Annotated in this window: 21 protein-coding genes; 7 read left to right on the top strand and 14 right to left on the bottom strand. The window is 67.1% G+C overall.

The annotated features are described in order from the left end of the window. Positions 1 to 82: 82 nt before the first annotated feature. Entirely contained in the window at positions 83 to 622 is a 540-nt protein-coding gene (locus KYX69_RS15670; RefSeq protein ID WP_300498828.1) for a hypothetical protein, read from the top strand. Positions 623 to 798: 176 nt separating this feature from the next. Here the strand turns inward: KYX69_RS15670 and KYX69_RS15665 are convergent, their stop codons facing one another. The 3 genes from KYX69_RS15665 to KYX69_RS15655 are packed head-to-tail and all read right to left on the bottom strand — an operon-like array spanning position 799 to position 3117. Further along, positions 799 to 1449: a CoA transferase subunit B gene (locus KYX69_RS15665; protein WP_300498827.1), complete on the bottom strand. Its 651-nt coding sequence runs from the start codon at positions 1447 to 1449 to the stop codon at positions 799 to 801. Positions 1450 to 1453: 4 nt separating this feature from the next. Further along, a complete protein-coding gene (locus KYX69_RS15660; protein ID WP_300498825.1) occupies positions 1454 to 2407 on the bottom strand; it encodes an HAD family acid phosphatase in 954 nt (317 codons plus the stop codon). Next, positions 2404 to 3117, bottom strand: a complete 714-nt coding sequence (locus KYX69_RS15655; RefSeq protein ID WP_300498823.1) for a CoA transferase subunit A — start codon at positions 3115 to 3117, stop codon at positions 2404 to 2406. The genes KYX69_RS15660 and KYX69_RS15655 overlap by 4 nt, the downstream gene beginning before the upstream one ends. A gap of 208 nt (positions 3118 to 3325) precedes the next feature. On the opposite strand from KYX69_RS15655, the gene KYX69_RS15650 reads away from it, so the two are divergent. Continuing rightward, entirely contained in the window at positions 3326 to 3547 is a 222-nt protein-coding gene (locus KYX69_RS15650) for a hypothetical protein (protein ID WP_300498821.1), read from the top strand. 62 nt (positions 3548 to 3609) lie between these two features. Here the strand turns inward: KYX69_RS15650 and KYX69_RS15645 are convergent, their stop codons facing one another. Then, positions 3610 to 3879, bottom strand: a complete 270-nt coding sequence (locus KYX69_RS15645) for a GlsB/YeaQ/YmgE family stress response membrane protein (protein ID WP_300498958.1) — start codon at positions 3877 to 3879, stop codon at positions 3610 to 3612. A gap of 110 nt (positions 3880 to 3989) precedes the next feature. On the opposite strand from KYX69_RS15645, the gene KYX69_RS15640 reads away from it, so the two are divergent. Further along, the gene (locus tag KYX69_RS15640; protein WP_300498956.1) at positions 3990 to 4514 is read left to right on the top strand and encodes a gamma carbonic anhydrase family protein; all 525 of its coding nucleotides are present in this window, start codon (positions 3990 to 3992) and stop codon (positions 4512 to 4514) included. 233 nt (positions 4515 to 4747) lie between these two features. Beyond that, positions 4748 to 5731: a nitronate monooxygenase family protein gene (locus tag KYX69_RS15635; protein ID WP_300498819.1), complete on the top strand. Its 984-nt coding sequence runs from the start codon at positions 4748 to 4750 to the stop codon at positions 5729 to 5731. A 150-nt stretch (positions 5732 to 5881) separates the two neighbouring features. Here the strand turns inward: KYX69_RS15635 and def are convergent, their stop codons facing one another. Further along, positions 5882 to 6409, bottom strand: a complete 528-nt coding sequence (gene def, locus KYX69_RS15630) for a peptide deformylase (RefSeq protein WP_300498817.1) — start codon at positions 6407 to 6409, stop codon at positions 5882 to 5884. A gap of 69 nt (positions 6410 to 6478) precedes the next feature. Then, on the bottom strand, positions 6479 to 7075 hold the full coding sequence (gene recR / locus KYX69_RS15625; RefSeq protein ID WP_300498816.1) for a recombination mediator RecR: 597 nt from the start codon (positions 7073 to 7075) through the stop codon (positions 6479 to 6481). Between the two features lie 46 nt (positions 7076 to 7121). On the opposite strand from recR, the gene fmt reads away from it, so the two are divergent. Together fmt and truA are read left to right on the top strand one after the other, a co-directional pair. Next, a complete protein-coding gene (fmt, locus tag KYX69_RS15620) occupies positions 7122 to 8084 on the top strand; it encodes a methionyl-tRNA formyltransferase (protein ID WP_300498814.1) in 963 nt (320 codons plus the stop codon). After that, positions 8081 to 8821 (top strand): tRNA pseudouridine(38-40) synthase TruA, encoded by a 741-nt coding sequence (gene truA / locus KYX69_RS15615; protein ID WP_300498812.1) that lies wholly within the window; start codon positions 8081 to 8083, stop codon positions 8819 to 8821. Before fmt ends, truA begins: the two co-directional genes overlap by 4 nt. On the opposite strand, the gene KYX69_RS15610 is transcribed toward truA, so the two are convergent. The 8 genes from KYX69_RS15610 to KYX69_RS15575 form a co-directional block, all read right to left on the bottom strand. Continuing rightward, positions 8818 to 10014, bottom strand: a complete 1197-nt coding sequence (locus KYX69_RS15610) for a class I SAM-dependent RNA methyltransferase (RefSeq protein ID WP_300498811.1) — start codon at positions 10012 to 10014, stop codon at positions 8818 to 8820. The genes truA and KYX69_RS15610 overlap by 4 nt on opposite strands. Further along, entirely contained in the window at positions 10011 to 11450 is a 1440-nt protein-coding gene (locus KYX69_RS15605; protein ID WP_300498809.1) for an NAD(P)H-hydrate dehydratase, read from the bottom strand. The genes KYX69_RS15610 and KYX69_RS15605 overlap by 4 nt, the downstream gene beginning before the upstream one ends. Further along, positions 11450 to 12157 (bottom strand): N-acetylmuramoyl-L-alanine amidase, encoded by a 708-nt coding sequence (locus KYX69_RS15600; RefSeq protein ID WP_300498807.1) that lies wholly within the window; start codon positions 12155 to 12157, stop codon positions 11450 to 11452. The genes KYX69_RS15605 and KYX69_RS15600 overlap by 1 nt, the downstream gene beginning before the upstream one ends. 54 nt (positions 12158 to 12211) lie before the next feature. Continuing rightward, entirely contained in the window at positions 12212 to 13072 is an 861-nt protein-coding gene (locus KYX69_RS15595) for a protein-glutamate O-methyltransferase CheR (RefSeq protein WP_300498806.1), read from the bottom strand. Beyond that, a complete protein-coding gene (locus KYX69_RS15590) occupies positions 13072 to 14130 on the bottom strand; it encodes a chemotaxis protein CheB (protein WP_300498805.1) in 1059 nt (352 codons plus the stop codon). The genes KYX69_RS15595 and KYX69_RS15590 overlap by 1 nt, the downstream gene beginning before the upstream one ends. Before the next feature lie 12 nt (positions 14131 to 14142). Next, positions 14143 to 14508, bottom strand: coding sequence for a response regulator (locus tag KYX69_RS15585; protein WP_300498803.1), 366 nt, complete (start codon positions 14506 to 14508; stop codon positions 14143 to 14145). 74 nt (positions 14509 to 14582) lie between these two features. Then, on the bottom strand, positions 14583 to 15017 hold the full coding sequence (locus KYX69_RS15580) for a chemotaxis protein CheW (RefSeq protein ID WP_300498801.1): 435 nt from the start codon (positions 15015 to 15017) through the stop codon (positions 14583 to 14585). Then, complete coding sequence (locus KYX69_RS15575) at positions 15014 to 17323, bottom strand: chemotaxis protein CheA (protein WP_300498800.1); 2310 nt, start codon at positions 17321 to 17323, stop codon at positions 15014 to 15016. The genes KYX69_RS15580 and KYX69_RS15575 overlap by 4 nt, the downstream gene beginning before the upstream one ends. Positions 17324 to 17580: 257 nt before the next feature. Here KYX69_RS15575 and KYX69_RS15570 point away from each other — a divergent pair, with 257 nt between their 5' ends. Continuing rightward, the gene (locus tag KYX69_RS15570; RefSeq protein ID WP_300498798.1) at positions 17581 to 18543 is read left to right on the top strand and encodes a hypothetical protein; all 963 of its coding nucleotides are present in this window, start codon (positions 17581 to 17583) and stop codon (positions 18541 to 18543) included. The last annotated feature ends 285 nt before the right edge of the window (positions 18544 to 18828 follow it).

The raw sequence follows: 18828 nt of genomic DNA, 5'->3' as shown, positions 1-18828 counted from the left end.
AGCGAAGCCTCAGATCTTGCTCATGCCACTCACCCACCGGCCGGGCCAGGGAGGGGTATCGGCAATTCATGGAGGCAAGCAAGTGGTTGAACAAGCAAAGACTGGCGGCGTGTGGCGCAACCCGTGGCGGCTGATCGGATGGGGTGGGATCGCGGGTCTGCTGCTGCTGCCGGCGGTGGCGATGCAGTTTACGACCGAGGTCAATTGGACCGGCGGGGATTTCCTGTTCGCGTTCCTCATGCTCGGCAGTGTCGGGCTCGCGGTCGAGCTGACCGTGCGCGCCAACCCGGCCTGGTCCTATCGCGCGGGCATGGGGATCGTGCTCGCCGCGTGCTTCCTGACGGTCTGGATCAACCTGGCGGTCGGGATTGTCGGGAATGAGGACAACCCGATTAACGCGCTGTTCTTCCTGGTCCCGCTCACCGCGATTGCCGGGTCGGTGCTGGGCGGGTTTCGGGCACGTTTCATGGCGGTCGCTGCGGCGGCCGCGGCAGCGGCGCAGCTTGGCGTGATGCTGTACATCTCGGCGACCGGTCAGGGCTTTCCGATCGGAGTTACCTTGTTCTTCGGGGCGCTATGGCTGGTTGCCGCCGCATTGTTTCGTCAGGCGGGGCGGCAATAGACTAATTCCTCCCCTGCCCCGCAGGGGAGGTGGCAGCGCGCAGCGCTGACGGAGGGGCCGCCCCGCAGAGGGCGGAATTTTGCCGAGCTGGTCACGGCTGTCTACGCAGACGCCCCTCGACCACCCGCTGCGCGGGCGGTCCCCCTCCCCCAGCAAGCTGGGGGAGGAATGGCAGATCACACCATCGCCAGCGCGACCTCATACTGCGCCGTGGTCTTCGCCGCGACCTCGTCCTCGGTCACGCCGGGGGCGAGCTCGATCAGGCGGAAGGGCGAGTCATGGTCGACGCGCTGGAACACCGCCAGGTCGGTGATGATCATGTCGACGACATTCTTGCCGGTCAGCGGCAGCGTGCATTCCGGGATGAATTTGGGGCTGCCGTCCTTGGCATTATGCTCCATCACGACGATGATCTTCTTGACCCCGGCGACCAGGTCCATCGCGCCGCCCATGCCCTTGATCATCTTGCCCGGGATCATCCAGTTGGCGATGTCACCCGTCTCGCTGATCTCCATCGCGCCGAGCACGGTCAGGTCGATATGCCCGCCGCGGATCATCGCAAAGCTGTCCGAGCTGCTGAAATAGACCGATTGCGGCAGTTCGCTGATCGTCTGCTTGCCGGCGTTGATCAGGTCGGGGTCTTCCTCGCCCTCGAACGGGAATGGGCCGATGCCGAGCATGCCATTTTCCGACTGCAGCGTCACCTCCACTCCCTCAGGGATGTGGTTGGCGACCAGGGTCGGGATGCCGATGCCGAGATTGACGTAGAAACCGTCCTGCAATTCCTTTGCGGCGCGCGCGGCCATTTCGTCGCGGGTCCAGGGCATCGTCTTACTCCTTGGGCAATTCGGTTGTCGGGGTCGCGGTGCTGCGCACCGGGTTGGGCAGCAGGAACCAGCCTGCGCCCCAGAGCGGGGCGACCATCGTCTCGGTCGCGGCGGCGGGGCGACGCGCGGCGTCCCCGGCATCGAAGGTATCGCTGAAATCGCCCAGCGCATCGCCGACGATCGCGACGACGCAGTAGCTGGCGGCAACGGTGCGGCGCACCTGATCGCCCGAAATCGGCGGCTCGCCGCCGCGCAGGATCAGCGTCTTGCCGGGGACGAATTCGCCAAAGCCGATCTTGGCTAGCATCGCCGCCGCAGCATTGTTGCCGGACGGACGCCGCGCGCTGGTAAAGATCGCCTGCACGCCTTCGCGGCGCAGCGCATCGACGCCCTCGACCGCGCCCGGGACCGCGCTCACTTCATCGCTGCCATCGCCAATCCAGCGGCGGAAGCGCGCATCGGGATCGCTGCCCGCGGCGCTTTCATCCAGGTCGAACAGGATCGCGAACGGCTTGGCGTCGCACGGCACATAGCGCGGGGCGTCGAGCGTCGCGCCCTCGGCCAGCACGACCGATCGCACCACCTCTCCCGCCTTGCGCGCCGCGACCTGGCGTTCGACATAGGCCCAGAGCGATTGATAGGCCTGAAGCGACGCCGCCGCCGACTCCGCCGAAGCGGGCGCGGCGGGCTTGGAGGCAGCCGCCGACGCCTGCAGCCGCAGCGCCAGCGCGCGCGCCTCGGGCGTGGTCAGCGTTGCGGTCGGGTCGCCCGCAGGCTCGGCTGGCGCCGGTGTCGCCGCAGCGACCGGCTCAGGCTCGGATTCCGGCTTCTTGTCGCCCCCGAAAATCTGTTTGCCCGCCATCGATCCGCCCGCGACGATCGGGATCGCCGCCGCGACGCATCCGCCGCACAGCAGCCCCGCCGCGCCGAGCGTCAGCAGGGCGCGCAGCCGGCTCACGCCGCCTCGCTGGTCCGCTGACGGACCGTGCGGAACTCGATCTTTTTGTCGTATGGTGCGCCGACGATCATCCGCTTCACATAGATGCCGGGCAGATGGATCGCATCGGGGTCGAGGCTGCCGACCGGCACCACTTCCTCGACCTCGGCGACGCAGATGTTCGCCGCGGTCGCCATCGGCTGATTGAAGTTGCGCGCGGTTTTGCGGAAAATCAGGTTCCCCGCCTCGTCCGCCTTCCACCCCTTGATGATCGCGAGATCGGCGCGGATGCCGCGTTCCAGGATATACTCCTGCCCGTCGAACACCTTCACTTCCTTGCCCTCAGCCACCTTCGTGCCGACGCCGGTCTTGGTGTAGAAACCGGGGATGCCCGCGCCGCCCGCGCGGCAGCGCTCGGCCAGCGTGCCCTGGGGGCAGAATTCGACCTCAAGCTCGCCCGCCAGATATTGCCGTTCGAACTCCTTGTTCTCACCGACATAGGACGAGATCATCTTGCGCACCTGGCGCGTGCGCAGCAGCTTGCCCAGTCCCTCGCCGTCGATGCCGGCATTGTTGCTGGCGATGGTCAGGCCGGTGACGCCGCTATCGCGGATCGCGTCGATCAGCCGTTCGGGGATGCCGCACAGGCCGAAACCGCCTGCGCAAATCGTCATGCCGTCGTGCAGCAGGCCTTCAAGCGCCGCTTCGGCAGTCGGGTACAGCTTGTTCATCGCCGCGAGTCTCTCCTAGCCCTGTCATCCGGGCGATAGTCGCGGGCGGTCGGCGCGGTCAAGCAAACCTGAACCGACTTTCAACTTTGTTCCGCTGCATTGCGACGAATGAACGCTGCATTGCGGCAAATACGTGGGCCGACGCGTTGAAGCGTTAACCAATTATCGATAGCATGCGATCGGTTTCCGGGGGCGGGATCACAGACGCATGCTTGAATTTTCCGTGTTCATCTATGGCCTGTTGACGGGCTTTGTCCTGATTTCGGCCGAGCAGAATCGCCGCGCGGCGCGGCCCAATCCGGCGATGGTGACGGCTGTGGGCTGGGGCTTGTTCTCGATGTCCTCCACGCTCGCCGTGTTGTGCGGCGCAGTGGGCATTGCCCTGCTGTTTGGCGTGTCGGTGCCTGGCCTGCCCACCCTTCCCGGATAAAAAAACGGGGCGACCGCATGGTCACCCCGCAAGGGCTTGGGAAGGGTAGAATGAAGCGTTCGTTAGCGGACCGATCCGCGACGAACCAGGTTGACGATCCCGAGCAGGACAACCGCGCCCAGGAACGAAATCAGCAGCGACGTGGCGCTGAACGAGCCGTCGGTGATCGACGCGCCGCCGATCATCGGCGTGATGATCAGGCCGGCGAGCAGTGCGCCGACGATGCCCACGACGATGTTGAGGAAAATGCCCTGCTGGGCATCGGTCCGCATCACGATGCTGGCCAGCCAGCCAAGCACACCGCCTACGATCAGCAGTACAATCAAGTTGATCATTGGATGTCTCCCATATCCGTCTCGACCCGGTCGAGTTACTTGCAATACGGTTGAAATCGCCGGACGTTCCGCCTGCGTCCGATTTTATGGACGACCGGGAGCGTTACATGCCGATCTATGCCTTTGAAGACTTGCAGCCGACGGTCGATGCCGACGCCTGGGTCGCGCCCAGCGCCGATGTGATCGGCGACGCCCGGCTGGCTGCGGGCGCCAGCGTGTGGTTCGGGGCGGTGATCCGTGCGGATAATACGCCGATCATCCTGGGCGCGCGCAGCAATGTGCAGGAGGGGGCGATGCTCCATTCCGACCCCGGCGCGCCGCTGACCATCGGGGAGGATTGCACAATCGGCCACCATGCAATCCTGCACGGCTGCACCATCGGCAACCGCGTGCTGGTGGGCATGGGCGCGATCATCCTCAACCGCGCGGTGATCGGCGACGATTGCCTGATCGGCGCGGGCGCGCTGGTGACCGAGGGCAAGGAATTCCCGCCCGGCAGCCTGATCGTCGGCAGCCCTGCCCGCGCGATTCGCGAGGTCGATGAGACGACCCGCGCGGGGTTGCTATATTCGGCGCAGAATTATGCGGAGCGGCAACGGCGGTTTCGCAGTGGGTTGCGGCGGCTGGATTGATTCAAATCCTCCCCCGCAAGGGGGAGGTGGCACGCGCAGCGTGACGGAGGGGGAGGAAGGGTAAGCGCGAGAGCCTAAAGGACACAGCCGTCCTCCCCTCCGTCGCCTTCGGCGCCACCTCCCCCTGGCGGCGGAGGATAAAACCGGCGTCAGTTTCGAATTTCCGGTACGCCGCCCCTTGCCGTTTACGTAAAGCATCTGGACAGGCAATTCGGTTCGTCTATGAAACGGGTATGGCCCTTCCCGCTCTCTTCGATCGCCTGCGGCTCCCCGTCATCGGGTCCCCGCTCTTCATCGTCTCCGGTCCCGAACTGGTCATCGCCCAGTGCAAGGCGGGCATCGTCGGCTCCTTCCCCGCGCTCAATGCGCGGCCGCAGAGCCAGCTCGACGAATGGCTGCACCAGATTACCGAGGAGCTGGCCGCGTGGAACCGCGACAACCCGGATCGCCCGGCCGCGCCCTATGCGGTCAACCAGATCGTGCATCGCTCGAACGACCGGCTTGAGGCAGACCTGACCACCTGCGGCAAGTGGCAGGTGCCGATCGTCATCACCTCATTGGGCGCGCAGGAACAGCTCAATCAAGCAGTGCACAGCTGGGGCGGCATCGCGCTGCACGACGTCATCAATGACCGCTTCGCGCACAAGGCGATCGAGAAGGGCGCGGACGGCCTGATCCTCGTCTGCACCGGCGCGGGCGGCCATGCCGGACAGCTCAGCCCGTTCGCCTTCGTGCAGGAAACGCGCGCCTGGTTCGACGGCCCGATCGCGCTGTCGGGGTCGATCGCCAATGGCGGCGCGATCCTCGCCGCACAGGCGATGGGCGCGGACCTGGCCTATATCGGCTCCCCCTTCATCGCGACGGCGGAGGCGAATGCCGAGGCGGACTACAAGGCGGGCATCGTCGCGGGCGGCGCGTCCGATATTGTCTATACAAATCTGTTTACTGGCGTGCACGGCAATTATCTGCGCCAGTCGATCGAGGCGGCGGGGCTCGACCCCGACAATCTGCCCGAGAGCGATCCGAGCAAGATGAACTTCGGATCGGGCGGGAATTCCAAGGCCAAGGCGTGGCGCGACATCTGGGGTTCGGGCCAAGGCATCGGTGCGGTGCGCGAGGTGCAGCCGGTGGCGGCGTTCGTCGACCGGCTGGACGCGGAGTATCGCGCGGCCAAGGCGCGGATTGCGGGGCTGTCAGATGGCGGGTGGAGCGCCTGACCTCACCCTCCGCGGTCGTCACCCCGGACTTGTTCCGGGCGCCACCGGGCGGCAAGTGCGAAGCAAGAGGCTCACGCTCCACGCTGGTGGATAAGTGTACCCCGGACCAAGTCCGGGGTGACGACCAATTTAGCGGATAACCAAAACGCCTCAAGCCGCCAGACGGCGCGCTTTTTCCAGCTTCTTCATCAGCATCTGGCGCTTGAGCCGCGAGAGGTGATCGAGGAACACGATCCCCTCCAGGTGATCCATCTCATGCTGGATGCACGTCGCGAGCAGGCCGGTGAACACCTCGTCATGCGCGACACCCTGCTCGTCCAGCCACTTGACCCGGCAGGTGGCGGGACGGTCGACATCGGCGAACTGGTCGGGGACCGACAGGCAGCCCTCGGTATAGGTGTTCATCTCCGCCGCGGGATCGAGGATTTCGGGGTTGATGAAGACGCGCGGTGCCTTGATCGGCTTGCCTTCCTCGTCTTCCTCCTCCTGCAAGTCCATGACGATGACGCGCTTGGGCACGCCGACCTGAATCGCGGCAAGGCCGATGCCGGGGGCGTCGTACATGGTGTCGAACATGTCGGCGATCAGCGCGCGCAGCTCGTCGTCGACCTTCTCGACAGGGGTGGAGACGGTCTTGAGACGCGGATCGGGTACTTCGACAATCGGGAGAATAGCCATCGCGCCAATTTAGGTGTTGGCCCGTGCGGGGTCAATTACGCGCAGACCGCAGATTTCCGATCAGAGTGATCAGGCAACCGGCCGCCGCGCGCGCAGCGCCTGTGCGAGCGTGCCTTCATCGAGATAATCCAGCTCGCCGCCCACCGGCAGGCCGTGGGCAAGCTGGGTCAGCCGCACCGGATAGCCCTCCAGCCGCTCGGCAATGTAATGCGCGGTGGTCTGCCCCTCCAGCGTCGCGTTCATTGCCAGCACGACCTCATCCACCCCGCCCGCCGCGATCCGCGTGACGAGGCTGTCGATCGCCAGATCCTCGGGCCGCACCCCGTCGAGCGCCGAGAGCTTTCCGCCGAGCACATGGAATTTGCCCGGAAACAGCCGCGAGCGTTCCAGCGCCCACAGGTCGGCGACTTCCTCAACCACGCACAGCTGCCGCGTGTCGCGGCGCGGGTCGGCGCAGATCGCGCACGGGTCCGACGTATCGACATTGCCGCAGATCGAGCAGGTCGCGAGCCGTTCGCTCACCGCCTCCAGCGCGCGCAGCAGCGGGTCGAGCGCCGTCTCGCGCTTCTTGAGCAGATGCAACACCGCCCGCCGCGCCGAACGCGGGCCAAGGCCGGGGAGCCGCGACAGGGCTTGGGTCAGGGTTTCGATCTCTGGGGATGCCATGGATGCGGTGTAGGCAATCCGTCATCCCGGGGCTAGAGGCCACCCCATGCGGATCATATTCATGGGCACCCCCGACTTCGCGGTACCGACCCTCAATGCACTGGTCGAAGCGGGCCATGACGTCGTCGCGGCGTATAGCCAGCCGCCGCGTCCCGGCGGGCGGCGCGGCAAGGCGCTGACCCCCTCCCCCGTCCATGCCCGCGCGGAGGAGCTGGGGATCGAGGTGCGAACGCCGCTGTCGTTCAAGAAGGACGCCGAGGCGGTCGCAGCCTTTACCGCGCTCAATGCCGATGTCGCGGTGGTCGCGGCCTATGGCCTGATCCTGCCGGTCAGCGTACTGGAGGCCCCGCGCCTCGGTTGCCTCAACGTCCATGGCTCGCTCCTCCCCCGCTGGCGCGGCGCGGCGCCGGTGCAGCGCGCGATCCTGGCGGGCGATGCTGAGACGGGCGTGGGCATCATGCAGATGGAGGCGGGGCTCGACACCGGCCCGGTGCGGCTGGAGGGGCGCACGCCAATCGACGGCAAGACCGCCGGCGAACTCACCGCCGAACTGGCAGAGATGGGTGCGCGGCTGATGGTGCAGGTGCTGGCCGATTTCGACGGGCATCCGGCGGTGGCTCAGCCGGAGGACGGCGTCACTTATGCGGCGAAGATCGACAAGGCCGAGGCGCGGCTGGACTTCGACCAACCCGCCGACGCGGTCGAGCGTCAGATCCGCGCCTTCAACCCGCCGGGCGCGTGGTTTGAGTTTGCCGGCGAGCGCATCCGCGTCCTCGCCGCCACCCGTCATCCCGGCGAAGGCCGGGATCGCCAGAGGGACGCGGGGACCTCAGCCACGAGCGGCCCCGGCCTCCGCCGGGGCGACGGCGTGGTGCTGGACGACGCACTGACGATCCAGTGCCGTGACGGAGCGATCCGCCCCACCCTCGTCCAGCGCGCCGGACGCGGCGTCGTCACCACCGGGGAACTGCTCAACGGCTTCCCGATTCCCCCCGGAACCCAGCTGTGACCCGCTTTGCGCTCACCGTGGAATATGACGGTCGCCCCTTCATGGGCTGGCAAGTTCAGGATCATGGCCCCAGCGTGCAGGGCGCGATCGAGGATGCACTGCACGGCATCACCGGGGAAGATGCGCTGGTCCACGCAGCCGGACGCACCGATGCCGGGGTCCATGCGCTCGGCATGCGCGCGCATACCGAGATCGAGAAGGACATCGCCCCGTTCCGGCTGATGGAGGCGCTCAACGCGCACCTCCGCAAGGTGCCGGTCGCGATTCTGGCGTGCGAGATCGTCCCAGACGACTGGCACGCGCGCTTTTCCTGCATCGCGCGCCATTATGTCTATCGCATCGTCACCCGCCGCGCGCCGCTGACGTTCGACAAGGGGCTGAAATGGCGCGTTCCCCACGCGTTGGACGCCGATGCGATGCATGAGGCCGCGCAGATCCTGGTCGGCACGCACGACTTCACCACCTTCCGCTCTGTCCATTGCCAATCGGCCAGCCCGCTCAAGTCGCTCGACCGGCTCGATGTGGTGCGCGACGGCGACGAGATCACGATCCACGCCTCGGCGCGGTCCTTCCTGCACCATCAGGTGCGATCGATGGTCGGGTGCCTGTCGATGGTCGGGCGCGGGCAATGGTCCGCCGACGACTTACGCGCCGCGCTGGAGGCACGGGACCGCGCCCGCCTCGGCCTCAACGCGCCGTCGGACGGGCTGTATTTTGTGAAGGCAGATTACCCTTAGCGGCTGAACCGCGCCGCCAGCTCGGCGTGCGTCGACCAGCGGAATTGCCCCACCGGCTGCACCCAGTCGAGCTTGTACCCGCCCTTGATCAGCGCCTCCGCATCGCGCGCGAAGGTCGCGGGGTTGCACGAGACATAAGCGATCACCGGCGCCTTGCTCGCCGCCAGCTCGACCGCCTGTTCCTTCGCCCCAGCGCGCGGCGGATCGAGGATCACCGCGTCGAACAGGGCGAGTTCCTTCGCGGTAAGCGGGCGGCGGAACAGGTCGCGATGCTCGGCGAACACCTGGCGCAGCCCGCGCCCCGCCGCAGCCTTGAGCGACAGGATCGCGTCGCGCGCGCCCTCGCCGGCATAGACCTTCGCCTTGGGGTCCATCGCAAAGGTGAAGGTGCCGAGCCCGGCGAACAGGTCGGCAATCGTCTTCGCCCCACCGACCGCTTCAAGCACGGCCGCGACGAGCGCCGCCTCGCCCTCAGGCGTTGCCTGCAGGAAGCTCGCTGCCGGGAACGGCACCGCCACCCCGCCGAACGTGACCGTCACCGGATCGGGCTCCCAGCGCGCTTCGGGCCCCATCCCGTCATCGACGCTCAGCCGCCCGAGCGCATGGCGCGTCGCGAACGCGGTCACGGCCTCCACCGCCTTGAGGCTGTCGGTCACCAGCCCCTCGACCAACACATCAGGCCCCTGATCGGTCAGCGCGAGGTGGACATTGACCCGGCGGCTCGCTGGCAGATGCGCCGCGAGCAGCCCGCGCAGCGGCTGGAGCAGCGAAAACAGCCACGGATCCAGCACCTCGCATTGCTGGACATCGATCAGCCGGTGGCTCGACTGTTCGGTAAAGCCCAGATGCACCTGCCGCCCGCGCCGCTCGGCATGCAGCGTCGCGCGGCGGCGGGTGCGCGGCGGCGATAGGATGGGCGCGCGGATCTCGGCGGTCAGGCCATGCTGCGCCAACGCACCGGCGATTCGCATCGTCAGGAATTCGCCATAGGCCGCATCGTCGAGATGCTGGAGCTGGCACCCCCCGCATTCGGGAAAGTGGCGGCACGGCGGCTCGACATGACGCGGCCCGCGCGCCACGCTGCCATCGGCGCGCAGCCGGTCGCCCGGCGCTGCCAGTGCGGCATGCCGTCCGTCCGCCGTCACCCCATCCCCGCGTGCGGCGACCCGCACGATCATTTCGTCATCGCTCATCGTGCGCGCTCATAGGCAAGCGGGAGCGCATCCGCCAGTTCGTCGGCGAGGAAACAGCGGTTCAGCAGCCGCGCGGCTTCGCCATGCAGCCAGACGCCATCGCTGGCAGCGCTGAGCGGATCCCAACTCCACTTCGTCAGCATTGCCGCAATGGCCCCGGCCAGCACGTCGCCGGTCCCAGCGACCGACAGCCACGGACTGCCCATCGTCGCGACATTCGCCCAGCCATCGGGTCGCGCGATCACCGTGTCCGCCCCCTTGAACACCACCACCGCGCCCGAGCGCGCAGCAGCGTCCTGAGTCCGCTCGATCTTGCTGCCGCTTCCTGCGCCGAACAGCGCATCGAACTCGCCCGCATGGGGGGTTAACACCGTCGGCGCGGCGCGAGTCCTGAGCGTGTCCAGGTCGAGCAGGTGGAGTGCATCGCCGTCGATCACGAGCGGCCGCGCGCTCGCCAGCGCGGCGTCCAGCTTTTCCTGAGCACGGTCATCACGTCCCAGCCCCGGCCCGATCACCACCGCGCCGATCCGCGTGTCGTCCAGCGCCTCGGCACTCCAGCGCTGGCGGACGATCGCATGCGGCGGACTCGGCAACCCACCGGTCAGCAGCAGCACATAGCCTGCCCCCGCACGATAGGCCGCGCGCGCTGCCAGCTCCGACGCGCCATGCATCGGGCCGGATACGACCGCGACCATGCCGCGGGAGTATTTATGCGACGCAGGCTGTGGCCGCATCATCCAAGGCCGCATGACGGTGTCGACAGCATTGAAATTCTCGGGCGGGACGGTGATCCGCCCCACGTCCAGACCAAGGTCGATCAGCCGGATAGCACCGCAATTCTGCGCTGCCGGGTGCAGCACATGGGCAGGCTTCAGCGCACCCAAAGCCAGTGTCACATCGAAATTCGCGATCTGCGGGAAGCCGAAATTGCCGCCCGTGTCTGTCTCCGCCCCGCTCGGCAGATCAACCGCTATGGCCAGTCGCGCACGATCCCGCAGCGCTTCTATCGCGCCAGAAACCGGTGGATCGAGCGGGCGGGTCAGCCCGGTGCCAAAAACCGCATCGACCAGCACCGGCGCATAGTAACCCTCGGAAGGGAGCAGGTCAGGAAAGGGTTGCACCGCCCCGCCCCACGCCGCCCGCGCCGCAGCCGCTGCCTCGGTCTTCGGCTCCCCCAGCGCCGCCACCCGCACCGCCATCCCGCGCTGCGCTAGCACCCGTGCCGCGACATAGCCGTCGCCGCCATTATTGCCCGGCCCGCACAGGATCAGCACTTCGCTGCCCGCCGCGAGGCGATGGACCCATTCGGCGACACCCGTCCCCGCGCGCTCCATCAGTTCGGTGACGCTCGACCCGGCGGCAATCGCGCGTTCCTCCGCAGCGCGCATCGCGGCGGCGGTCAGCACCGGCGCCCCTTCGGGCACGCTCGAAAACATCAGTCGTCGCCCTGAGGTTTGGGCAGCAGCAGCGCGAGCAGCAGCATGCGGCATTCGGCGTCGATAGTTCCGTCGATCAGTTCGGGGCGAAAGCGCCGCTGAAACGCCACCGTAGCGGCCAGCGGATCGCGCACGTCATAGCCGAAGCGTTCGAGCGCGAGCAGGAAGCCGGCATCGGTCCAGCCCGGATCCATGAGATTCTTGGTCGGACGTGGCAGCGCCAACCGCAGTCGCGCTAGCTTGCCCCAGGGGAACAGCTCGCCCGGATCCTGCTTGCGCGCTGGCGCAATATCCGAATGGCCTACAACATTGCCGCGCGTGATGCCGTAGCGATCCTTGATATCGGCAACCAGGCGGATCACCGCGTCAATCTGTTCGTCGGGGAACGGGCGATAGCCATATTCATGGCCGGGATTGACGATCTCGATCCCGACCGACGCCGAATTGACGTCGGTGACGCCGCGCCAGTGCGACCCGCCCGCGTGCCAGGCGCGCTTGGCCTCATCGACCATCCGCACGACCTGGCCGTCTTCGGCCACCAGATAATGGCTGGAGACCCCGAAGGCGGGATCGCGCAGCCGCTCGATCGCCTCTTCGGCACTGCGCATGCCCGTATAGTGCAGCACGATCATGCTGACGGGTAACAGCCGCTCGCCGAAATTGGGCGAGGGCGCGTCGATGATGTTGAGCTCGGCCCGGTCCTGCATGGGGTGCAGGGATGCGGCGGCGCGCGCCGAAACGCAAGCCGGTTGAACCCGGCGTCAGCCGAACGCGCTCACCGGCGGGACGCAGCGCGCGGTGTCGGCGCGATACAGGCCGCGGATCCGCGCGCACGGCACGAATGCATCGGTCTGGCCGATCACGGTCTCCCCGGCCCCCAGCAACAGCGCCCCGCCATCGCGGACCGCGCTGCGCAGCGTCTGATAGGCACGGGCGCGCATTGCCGGGGGGAAGTAGAACAGCACGTTGCGGCACAGGATCAGGTCGAACTTGCCCGGCGGCGCTGAGTCCTGCACCAGATTGTGGCGGCGAAACTGAATGCGGCGGGCCAGCTCGGGGCGGACCACCCACTCGGTGCCCTCCTGATCGAACCAGGTCATCATGCGCCGGATCGGCAAGCCGCGCTGGATTTCGAACTGCGAGAAGCGGCCCGAACGCGCACGATCCACCGTCGCTGCCGAGACATCGGTCGCGACGATCTCCGGAAATGGCAGGCCGCGCGCGACATAGGCCTCCTCGAACAGCATCGCGAGTGAATAGGGTTCCTGCCCGGTCGAGCAGCCGACCGACCAGATGCGCAACCGCCGCCCCGGCTGTTCCGCCACCATCGCCGCCGCGGCCTCGACCACCAGCTCCAGCACGCCCGGATCGCGGAAGAAGGACGTTTCGTTGTTGAGCAAGGCGTCGACCACCGCATCGGCCAGCGGGCCGGGGGCAGCGCTGGTGAGCCGCGCGATCAACGCATCGACGCTGTCCAGGCCATGCGCGCGCAGCACCGTCTTCAGTGCGGTTTCGATCCGCCAGGCGCGGTTCGCCGCGATCTGCTGGCCGGTGCGCTGCTCCAGCAATGCGCCGACAATGTTGATCGCGCCGGACGAAGCAAAGGGCTGGGTGGCCGACATCAGCGCGGTCGCCGCTGGCTGGCGACCATGCGCCCGATCTCGTCGGGGGGCAGCACCGCGCTGGCGCTCGCGGCGACCGCGCCGGGCATACCCCAAACCACCGAACTCGCACGATCCTGCGCCAGAATTGCGCCACCCGCGTCGATCAGGCTCCGCGCGCCGATCGATCCATCGCGGCCCATTCCTGATAGCATCACGCCGAGACCGCGTTTGCCGAACACGTCCGCCACAGATTCGAGCATCGGGTCGACGGAGGGCATGCACCCGCTGACCACGCGCTCGTCCGACAGCCGGATCGCGACGCCCTCGGTGGCGCGCACGCAGCGGAGATGCGCATGGCCGGGCGCGACCAGCATCCGGCCGGGGCGCACCCGCATATGATCCTCGGCCACCTCACACGGCCGCCCAGCAAGCACCGCAAGCTGCGCCGCGAAATAGCTCATGAACGATGCCGGCAGATGCTGGGTCACCAGGATCGGGACCTCGAAGCTCGGCGGGATCGCGCGCAGCATCTGGCTGAGCGCATGGATGCCGCCGGTCGACGCCCCGACCGCAACAATATCGAATTCCTGCGGCACCGGAAGCGGGACCAGGTTCGGCCCGACCGCATCATGGGAGCGGTCGGTGAGACGGTTCAGCCGCTCTTCCAGCGTATTGGCGAACTTGCCCGCAAAGCTGCCCACGCCCGGTTTGACCAGCGTGTCGGCGGCACCCAGCGCCAGGGCCTGGACGGCGGCCGCAGCACCGCGTTCGGCGGCAGAGGACACGACCAGAATCTTTGCCCCCTGCCCCGCAACCAGCAGATCAGGCAGGCCAGTCAGGCCATGTACCCCGGGCATTTCGAGATCGAGCAGGATCACATCCGCGCGATTTGACGCCAGAAAGGCGAGCGCGCCCGGCACATTGCTGACTGCCCCGACCACGGCAAAGCCGCGCATCCCCTCGATCATCCGGCTCAGCACCGCGCGGGCGACGGCCGAATCATCGACGATCAGGATGCGAACGCCATCGTCGCGCGGATCCGGCTGAATGCCGGCCGCCAAAGAGCTGCCAGACATTGACGTTATTCCTTAAGCGACGCCGACGATCTGAAGCTTGCTCTCCAGCGTTTCGCGGTCGAACGGCTTCATTACATATTCGTCGGCACCCGCGTCGATCGCGGCGCGGATATAGGCCATGCCGTTTTCGGTGGTGCAAAACACGACCTTGGGCTTGTTGGCGATGCCGCTGTCCTTGAGCGCGCGCAGGAAATCCATCCCGCTCATCACCGGCATGTTCCAGTCGAGCAGGACGACATCGGGCGATGCCTCCAGGCACGACTCAAGCGCCTCGCGCCCGTCGCCGGCCTCGCGCACCTCGAAGTTGAGCGTCTCGAGGATGTGCCGGGCGACCTTACGGATCACCTTGGAGTCATCGACGACGAGGCAGGTTTTCATACAAGACGCTTCCCGGTTCTGCGGAACTGACATTCACTATGGAAGAAATACGTAAGTAGGACGTTAATTGCCGGTCATGTGGTGGGCGCAATTGCACCGGGGACGAGCGCCGCGAGGTCGATCGTCAGGATCGGTTCGCCATCACGCTCGATCAGCCCGCGCCCGGCCTGTTGCCACATCCCCGCCAGCGGCACCCCCGAGGCCAGCGGCTGCGGCTCGAACGCCGCGACATCGTCCAGCGCATCGACCAGCATCGCATAATGATGACCGTCAACCGGCGTGATCACCGCGCGACCGCCAGCGGCCTCGCCCGGCTCCAGCCCCAGCGCGGCGCGGGTGTCGATCACGGTCACCACCCGGCTGCGCAGCGCTGCGAGCCCGCGAACATGGCCCTGCGCGCGCGGCACCGCGACGATATTGCCGATATCGACCACCGATTCGACCTGATTGGCGTCGATCGCGACCGATTGCCCGGCGATATGCGCGATCAGGAAGAGTTGCTCGCTCATCGCCCGCCTCCCTGCGCCACGGCGGCGATCGCGCCGAGCAGCGCCTCCCGGTCATAGCGGTAGATGGTCCCGTCGCTGCCGCCGCGCTTGCGGCTGCGCAGCCGCACCACCGGCGCGGCCGCCCCACCCTCCGGCTCGGCGTCGAGCGTCAGCACCACTTGCGCCGCCTCGCCCGGGGCCAATGCGCTGACCACGCGATAGCCCGCGCTTTCGAGCAGCGGCTGGATGAAGGTACCTAACCAGCCGGTGTCGCCACCGCCGAGCAGGCATACCGGCGCGACCGCGTCATCGGCATCCGCCTCGCCATGTTCGCCGAACAGCCACAAAGGATCGAGCATCTCGACCGGCTCGCCATCGATCAGCGCGACGCCCGCGATCGGGCCGGGCGTCGTCGCCGGCGCCATCTCCGCCGGCATCGCGACTATGTCCGCCGGTTCGGCGATGGCATAGGCAATCTCGGTCATCCCGTCGCGCAGGCGCAGGATCGATCCGGTGCGCTTGGGATCGGCGCCCTCAACCGCCGCAACCGGCACGATGCGATCGTCGATGGTCAGGCGCAGGCGACCCGCGCTGCGATGGATCGCGCCCGCACCGACCTTCTCGATCCGGTCGACGACCTCCAGCGGCACCGCGCGACGCGCGCCGTCGAGGTCGGCGAACACCAACGCCAGCGCGCCATCAGCAAGCGTCTCGCTTTCCTCTTCGACCTCGGCCTCACGCGCGCGCTCGAACTGAAGACCGGCGTCCCGCGCCAGCCCCGCGCAATCGAGCAGCAGCATCGGACAGCCGCTATCGGGCAGAGTCTGTCCGGCATAAATCCCCGTTGCCATGATCGCGGGCGCCGCGGGCTTGATCACCAATTCCTCATTGTCGAGCACATCGTCGACGCGCAGCGCGTAGCTGCCCTCGCCCATGCTCACGATCGCGACCATCGGATAGCCGCTGCTCGCCACCGGCTTCAGCCCAAGCTGGTCGGCCAGCACGATCATCGGCAGCCGCCGGTCGCGCAGCGTCACCACCCACGCGCTGCCGATGCGATCGACGCGGATCGCGTCGCTGCGCTCGCTGACAATCTCCTCGATCGCCTGGCGCGGGATCGCAAAGGACTGGCCGCCCGCGCCGACGACGATGGTCGGGATGATCGACAGGGTCAGCGGCACATGGATCAGGATGCGCAGTCCCCGGCCGGGATCATTGTGCAGCTCGACCCGCCCGCCAATCTGTTCGATCGCGGCGCGCACCACGTCCATGCCGACGCCGCGCCCCGAAATCTCGGTCACTTCGTCCTTGGTCGACAGGCCGGGTTCGAAGATCAGCGCCAGCCTGGCGCGCTCGCCCAGCGACCGCAGTTCGCGCTCGTCGCGGCCATTGTCGGCGAGCTTGCGGATCACTCGCTCGACATCGATGCCGCGTCCGTCGTCGGAGACTTCGACGACGATCTGATTGCCCGACTGGCGCGCGGAAACGGTCAGGCGGCCATTTTCGCGCTTGCCCGCCGCACGCCGCTCGGCCGGATGTTCGATGCCATGGTCGATCGAATTGCGGATGATGTGGACCAGCGGATCGCGCAGCACCTCGATCATTTCGCGATCGAGCTCGACCTCGGCACCTTCGACATTGAGCAGCACCGACTTGCCCAGCCCCGCCGCCGTATCGCGCACCATGCGCGGCAAGGCAGAGAACAATGCGTCGATCTTCTGCATCCGCGTGCGCGTCACCGTGTCGCGCAGGTCGGCGACGGTCGCCGACATCCGCTCCAGCGCCGCCTCGACCTGCGGATCGACCTCGGCACTGCGCAGCCGACGCGACAGTTCGTTACGCGCGAGCACCATGTCGGACATGCCGCTCATCATCCGGTCGAGCAGGTCGACGTTCAGCCGCACGCTGCGGCTCTGTGCGCGCTGCGCGACCGGCGCGGCTGCTTGCACAACTTCGGCGGTTCCGCCCGCGAGTGCGGCGATCAGCAGATCCTCACCGGTATCGTCGAGCGCGGCGCCGGCATCGATTGCCTCAACAATCTCACCGATCCGGTCGACCACGCCCAGCACGGCATTGACCAGCGCGCGATCGGGCATGCGCTCACCCGCGCGCACATCGGCCAGCACGTCCTCCGCCGCATGGCTCAGCCGCGCAAGTCGGGGGAGATCGAGAAAGCCGCAGCTGCCCTTGACCGTATGGACGAAGCGGAAGATCGCATCGAGCCGCTCACGGTCGTGCGGCGACGCCTCCCAGGCGACGATCTCGCCTGACAGCGCCTCCAGCGTTTCCCGCGTCTCGGCAATGAATTCCTGTAACAGATCGTCCACGGGCGCCCCCACACGTCCCGACGGTCATGGCATCGCTACGGTTAACAGGGAGTTAGGAGGCGACCCGTGCGCACCGCAGAATCCCCCGCCCGACGCGCAAAGTAGCCAGCGCCCGAAACACGGATCGCGCGCAGCAATCTGCCGATACTCCCGTATTTGCACGGAGTGCCCGGCAGCGGAAAATACCTATACTCAAAATAGGATCAGGAAGTTCAGGAGCCAGCAAGGCCTCGTCTCCTGGTGGAAAGGGGGTGCCAATGTCGACGCAACTTGACCGTATGCGTCTCAATTGCCGCCTCGTCACGCGTGTGCTTGGCGAAGAAGTCTTCGCCGCGACTCTCGATTTGGGTAACCAACTCCCGACTGAGCTCGCGCGTGCGCGGATGGTCTGTATTCCGATCCTGATTTCGGCGACGCGCGACATGATCGATCGCAGGATGCGTGGTCCCATCGTTGCACGGGGCCCGTCGATCAACGCAATTGCCGCCTCGCTCGACCTGCCGTTTGAAACGGTGCGCCGCAATGTGCAGCGCATGGCCGATCTGGGCTGGCTCGCAATCGGTCCGGGTGGCGGAGTCTCGCTGCCCGTACCGATGCCGCGTGCGCTGGCCGAATGGTGCGTCGATCTGGGGCGCAGGCTGCGCCGCGCCGCCGCGACGATGGAAACGCTGGGTGCGACCGATGCAATGTCGCTCGAGCGTGGATCGTGCGACAATAGCTGCACGCTTGCCGCACTCGACCTGTTTTTGATCATGGCGGGGACGTCGAACCATTTTCGGCTACGCTACACCGAACTGCTCCTGGTTCATTTCGTTTGTTCCGCGAGCGTCGCGCATCTCAATGAATTGCCACCGGGGAGTGCCCCCTTTGCGCGGGTCGATACGGTGCCGGACGCGGCCGAACGCGCGTTCGTCCCGATGGCCGATCTGGCGCGGATGCTCGGCATCTCGCGCTCCACTGTCTACCGGCTGGTCTCCGATGCGGCGCAGGCGGACCTGTTCGAACGGCGTGGCAATGGGGTGCGCGCGTCCGACCGGTTCCTCACGAGCGGGGCATATGTCGAGGCGCTGGAGTTGGTCGCGGGGCGCACGGCGACCCTGTTCTCCCGGATCGAGCGGCACCGCTGCGGCAACGGCTGCACCGCGCTGGACCATGTGCTGCGCCGCCCGCGCCCATGGCGTCAGATTTCGACCCTTTCGAGTTCGGCCCAGATCGGTTAATGCCCCGCGCCATGAGCAAGCCAGCAACCCTTAACCGAGGCGTCGTCACACTGACGACCTGACCCGCGGGCAAGCTGTGCCCGCCGGGGCGCAGCTTCATCGGCACGAGTGCTCGTCTCTGTCCTGAATCGGCGTCCCTTAGTTGATCGATCCAGTAAACTGGATCGGCTGCGGCACGGGCCCACTCCCCCACCCGGCCACCCAACGACAGTGTATTCTATGGGTGGCCGGGTGGGGGAGCGGGCCGGTGCCGCAGGGCCTGACAAGGAAGTTCCGATGACCCAG

It is taken from the genome of Sphingomonas sp., assembly GCF_030145815.1.
In the GTDB taxonomy this organism is placed as follows: Bacteria; Pseudomonadota; Alphaproteobacteria; order Sphingomonadales; family Sphingomonadaceae; genus Sphingomonas.
The sequence above is the reverse complement of the archived record's forward strand: the minus strand, read 5'-3'. Positions and strand labels throughout refer to the sequence as shown.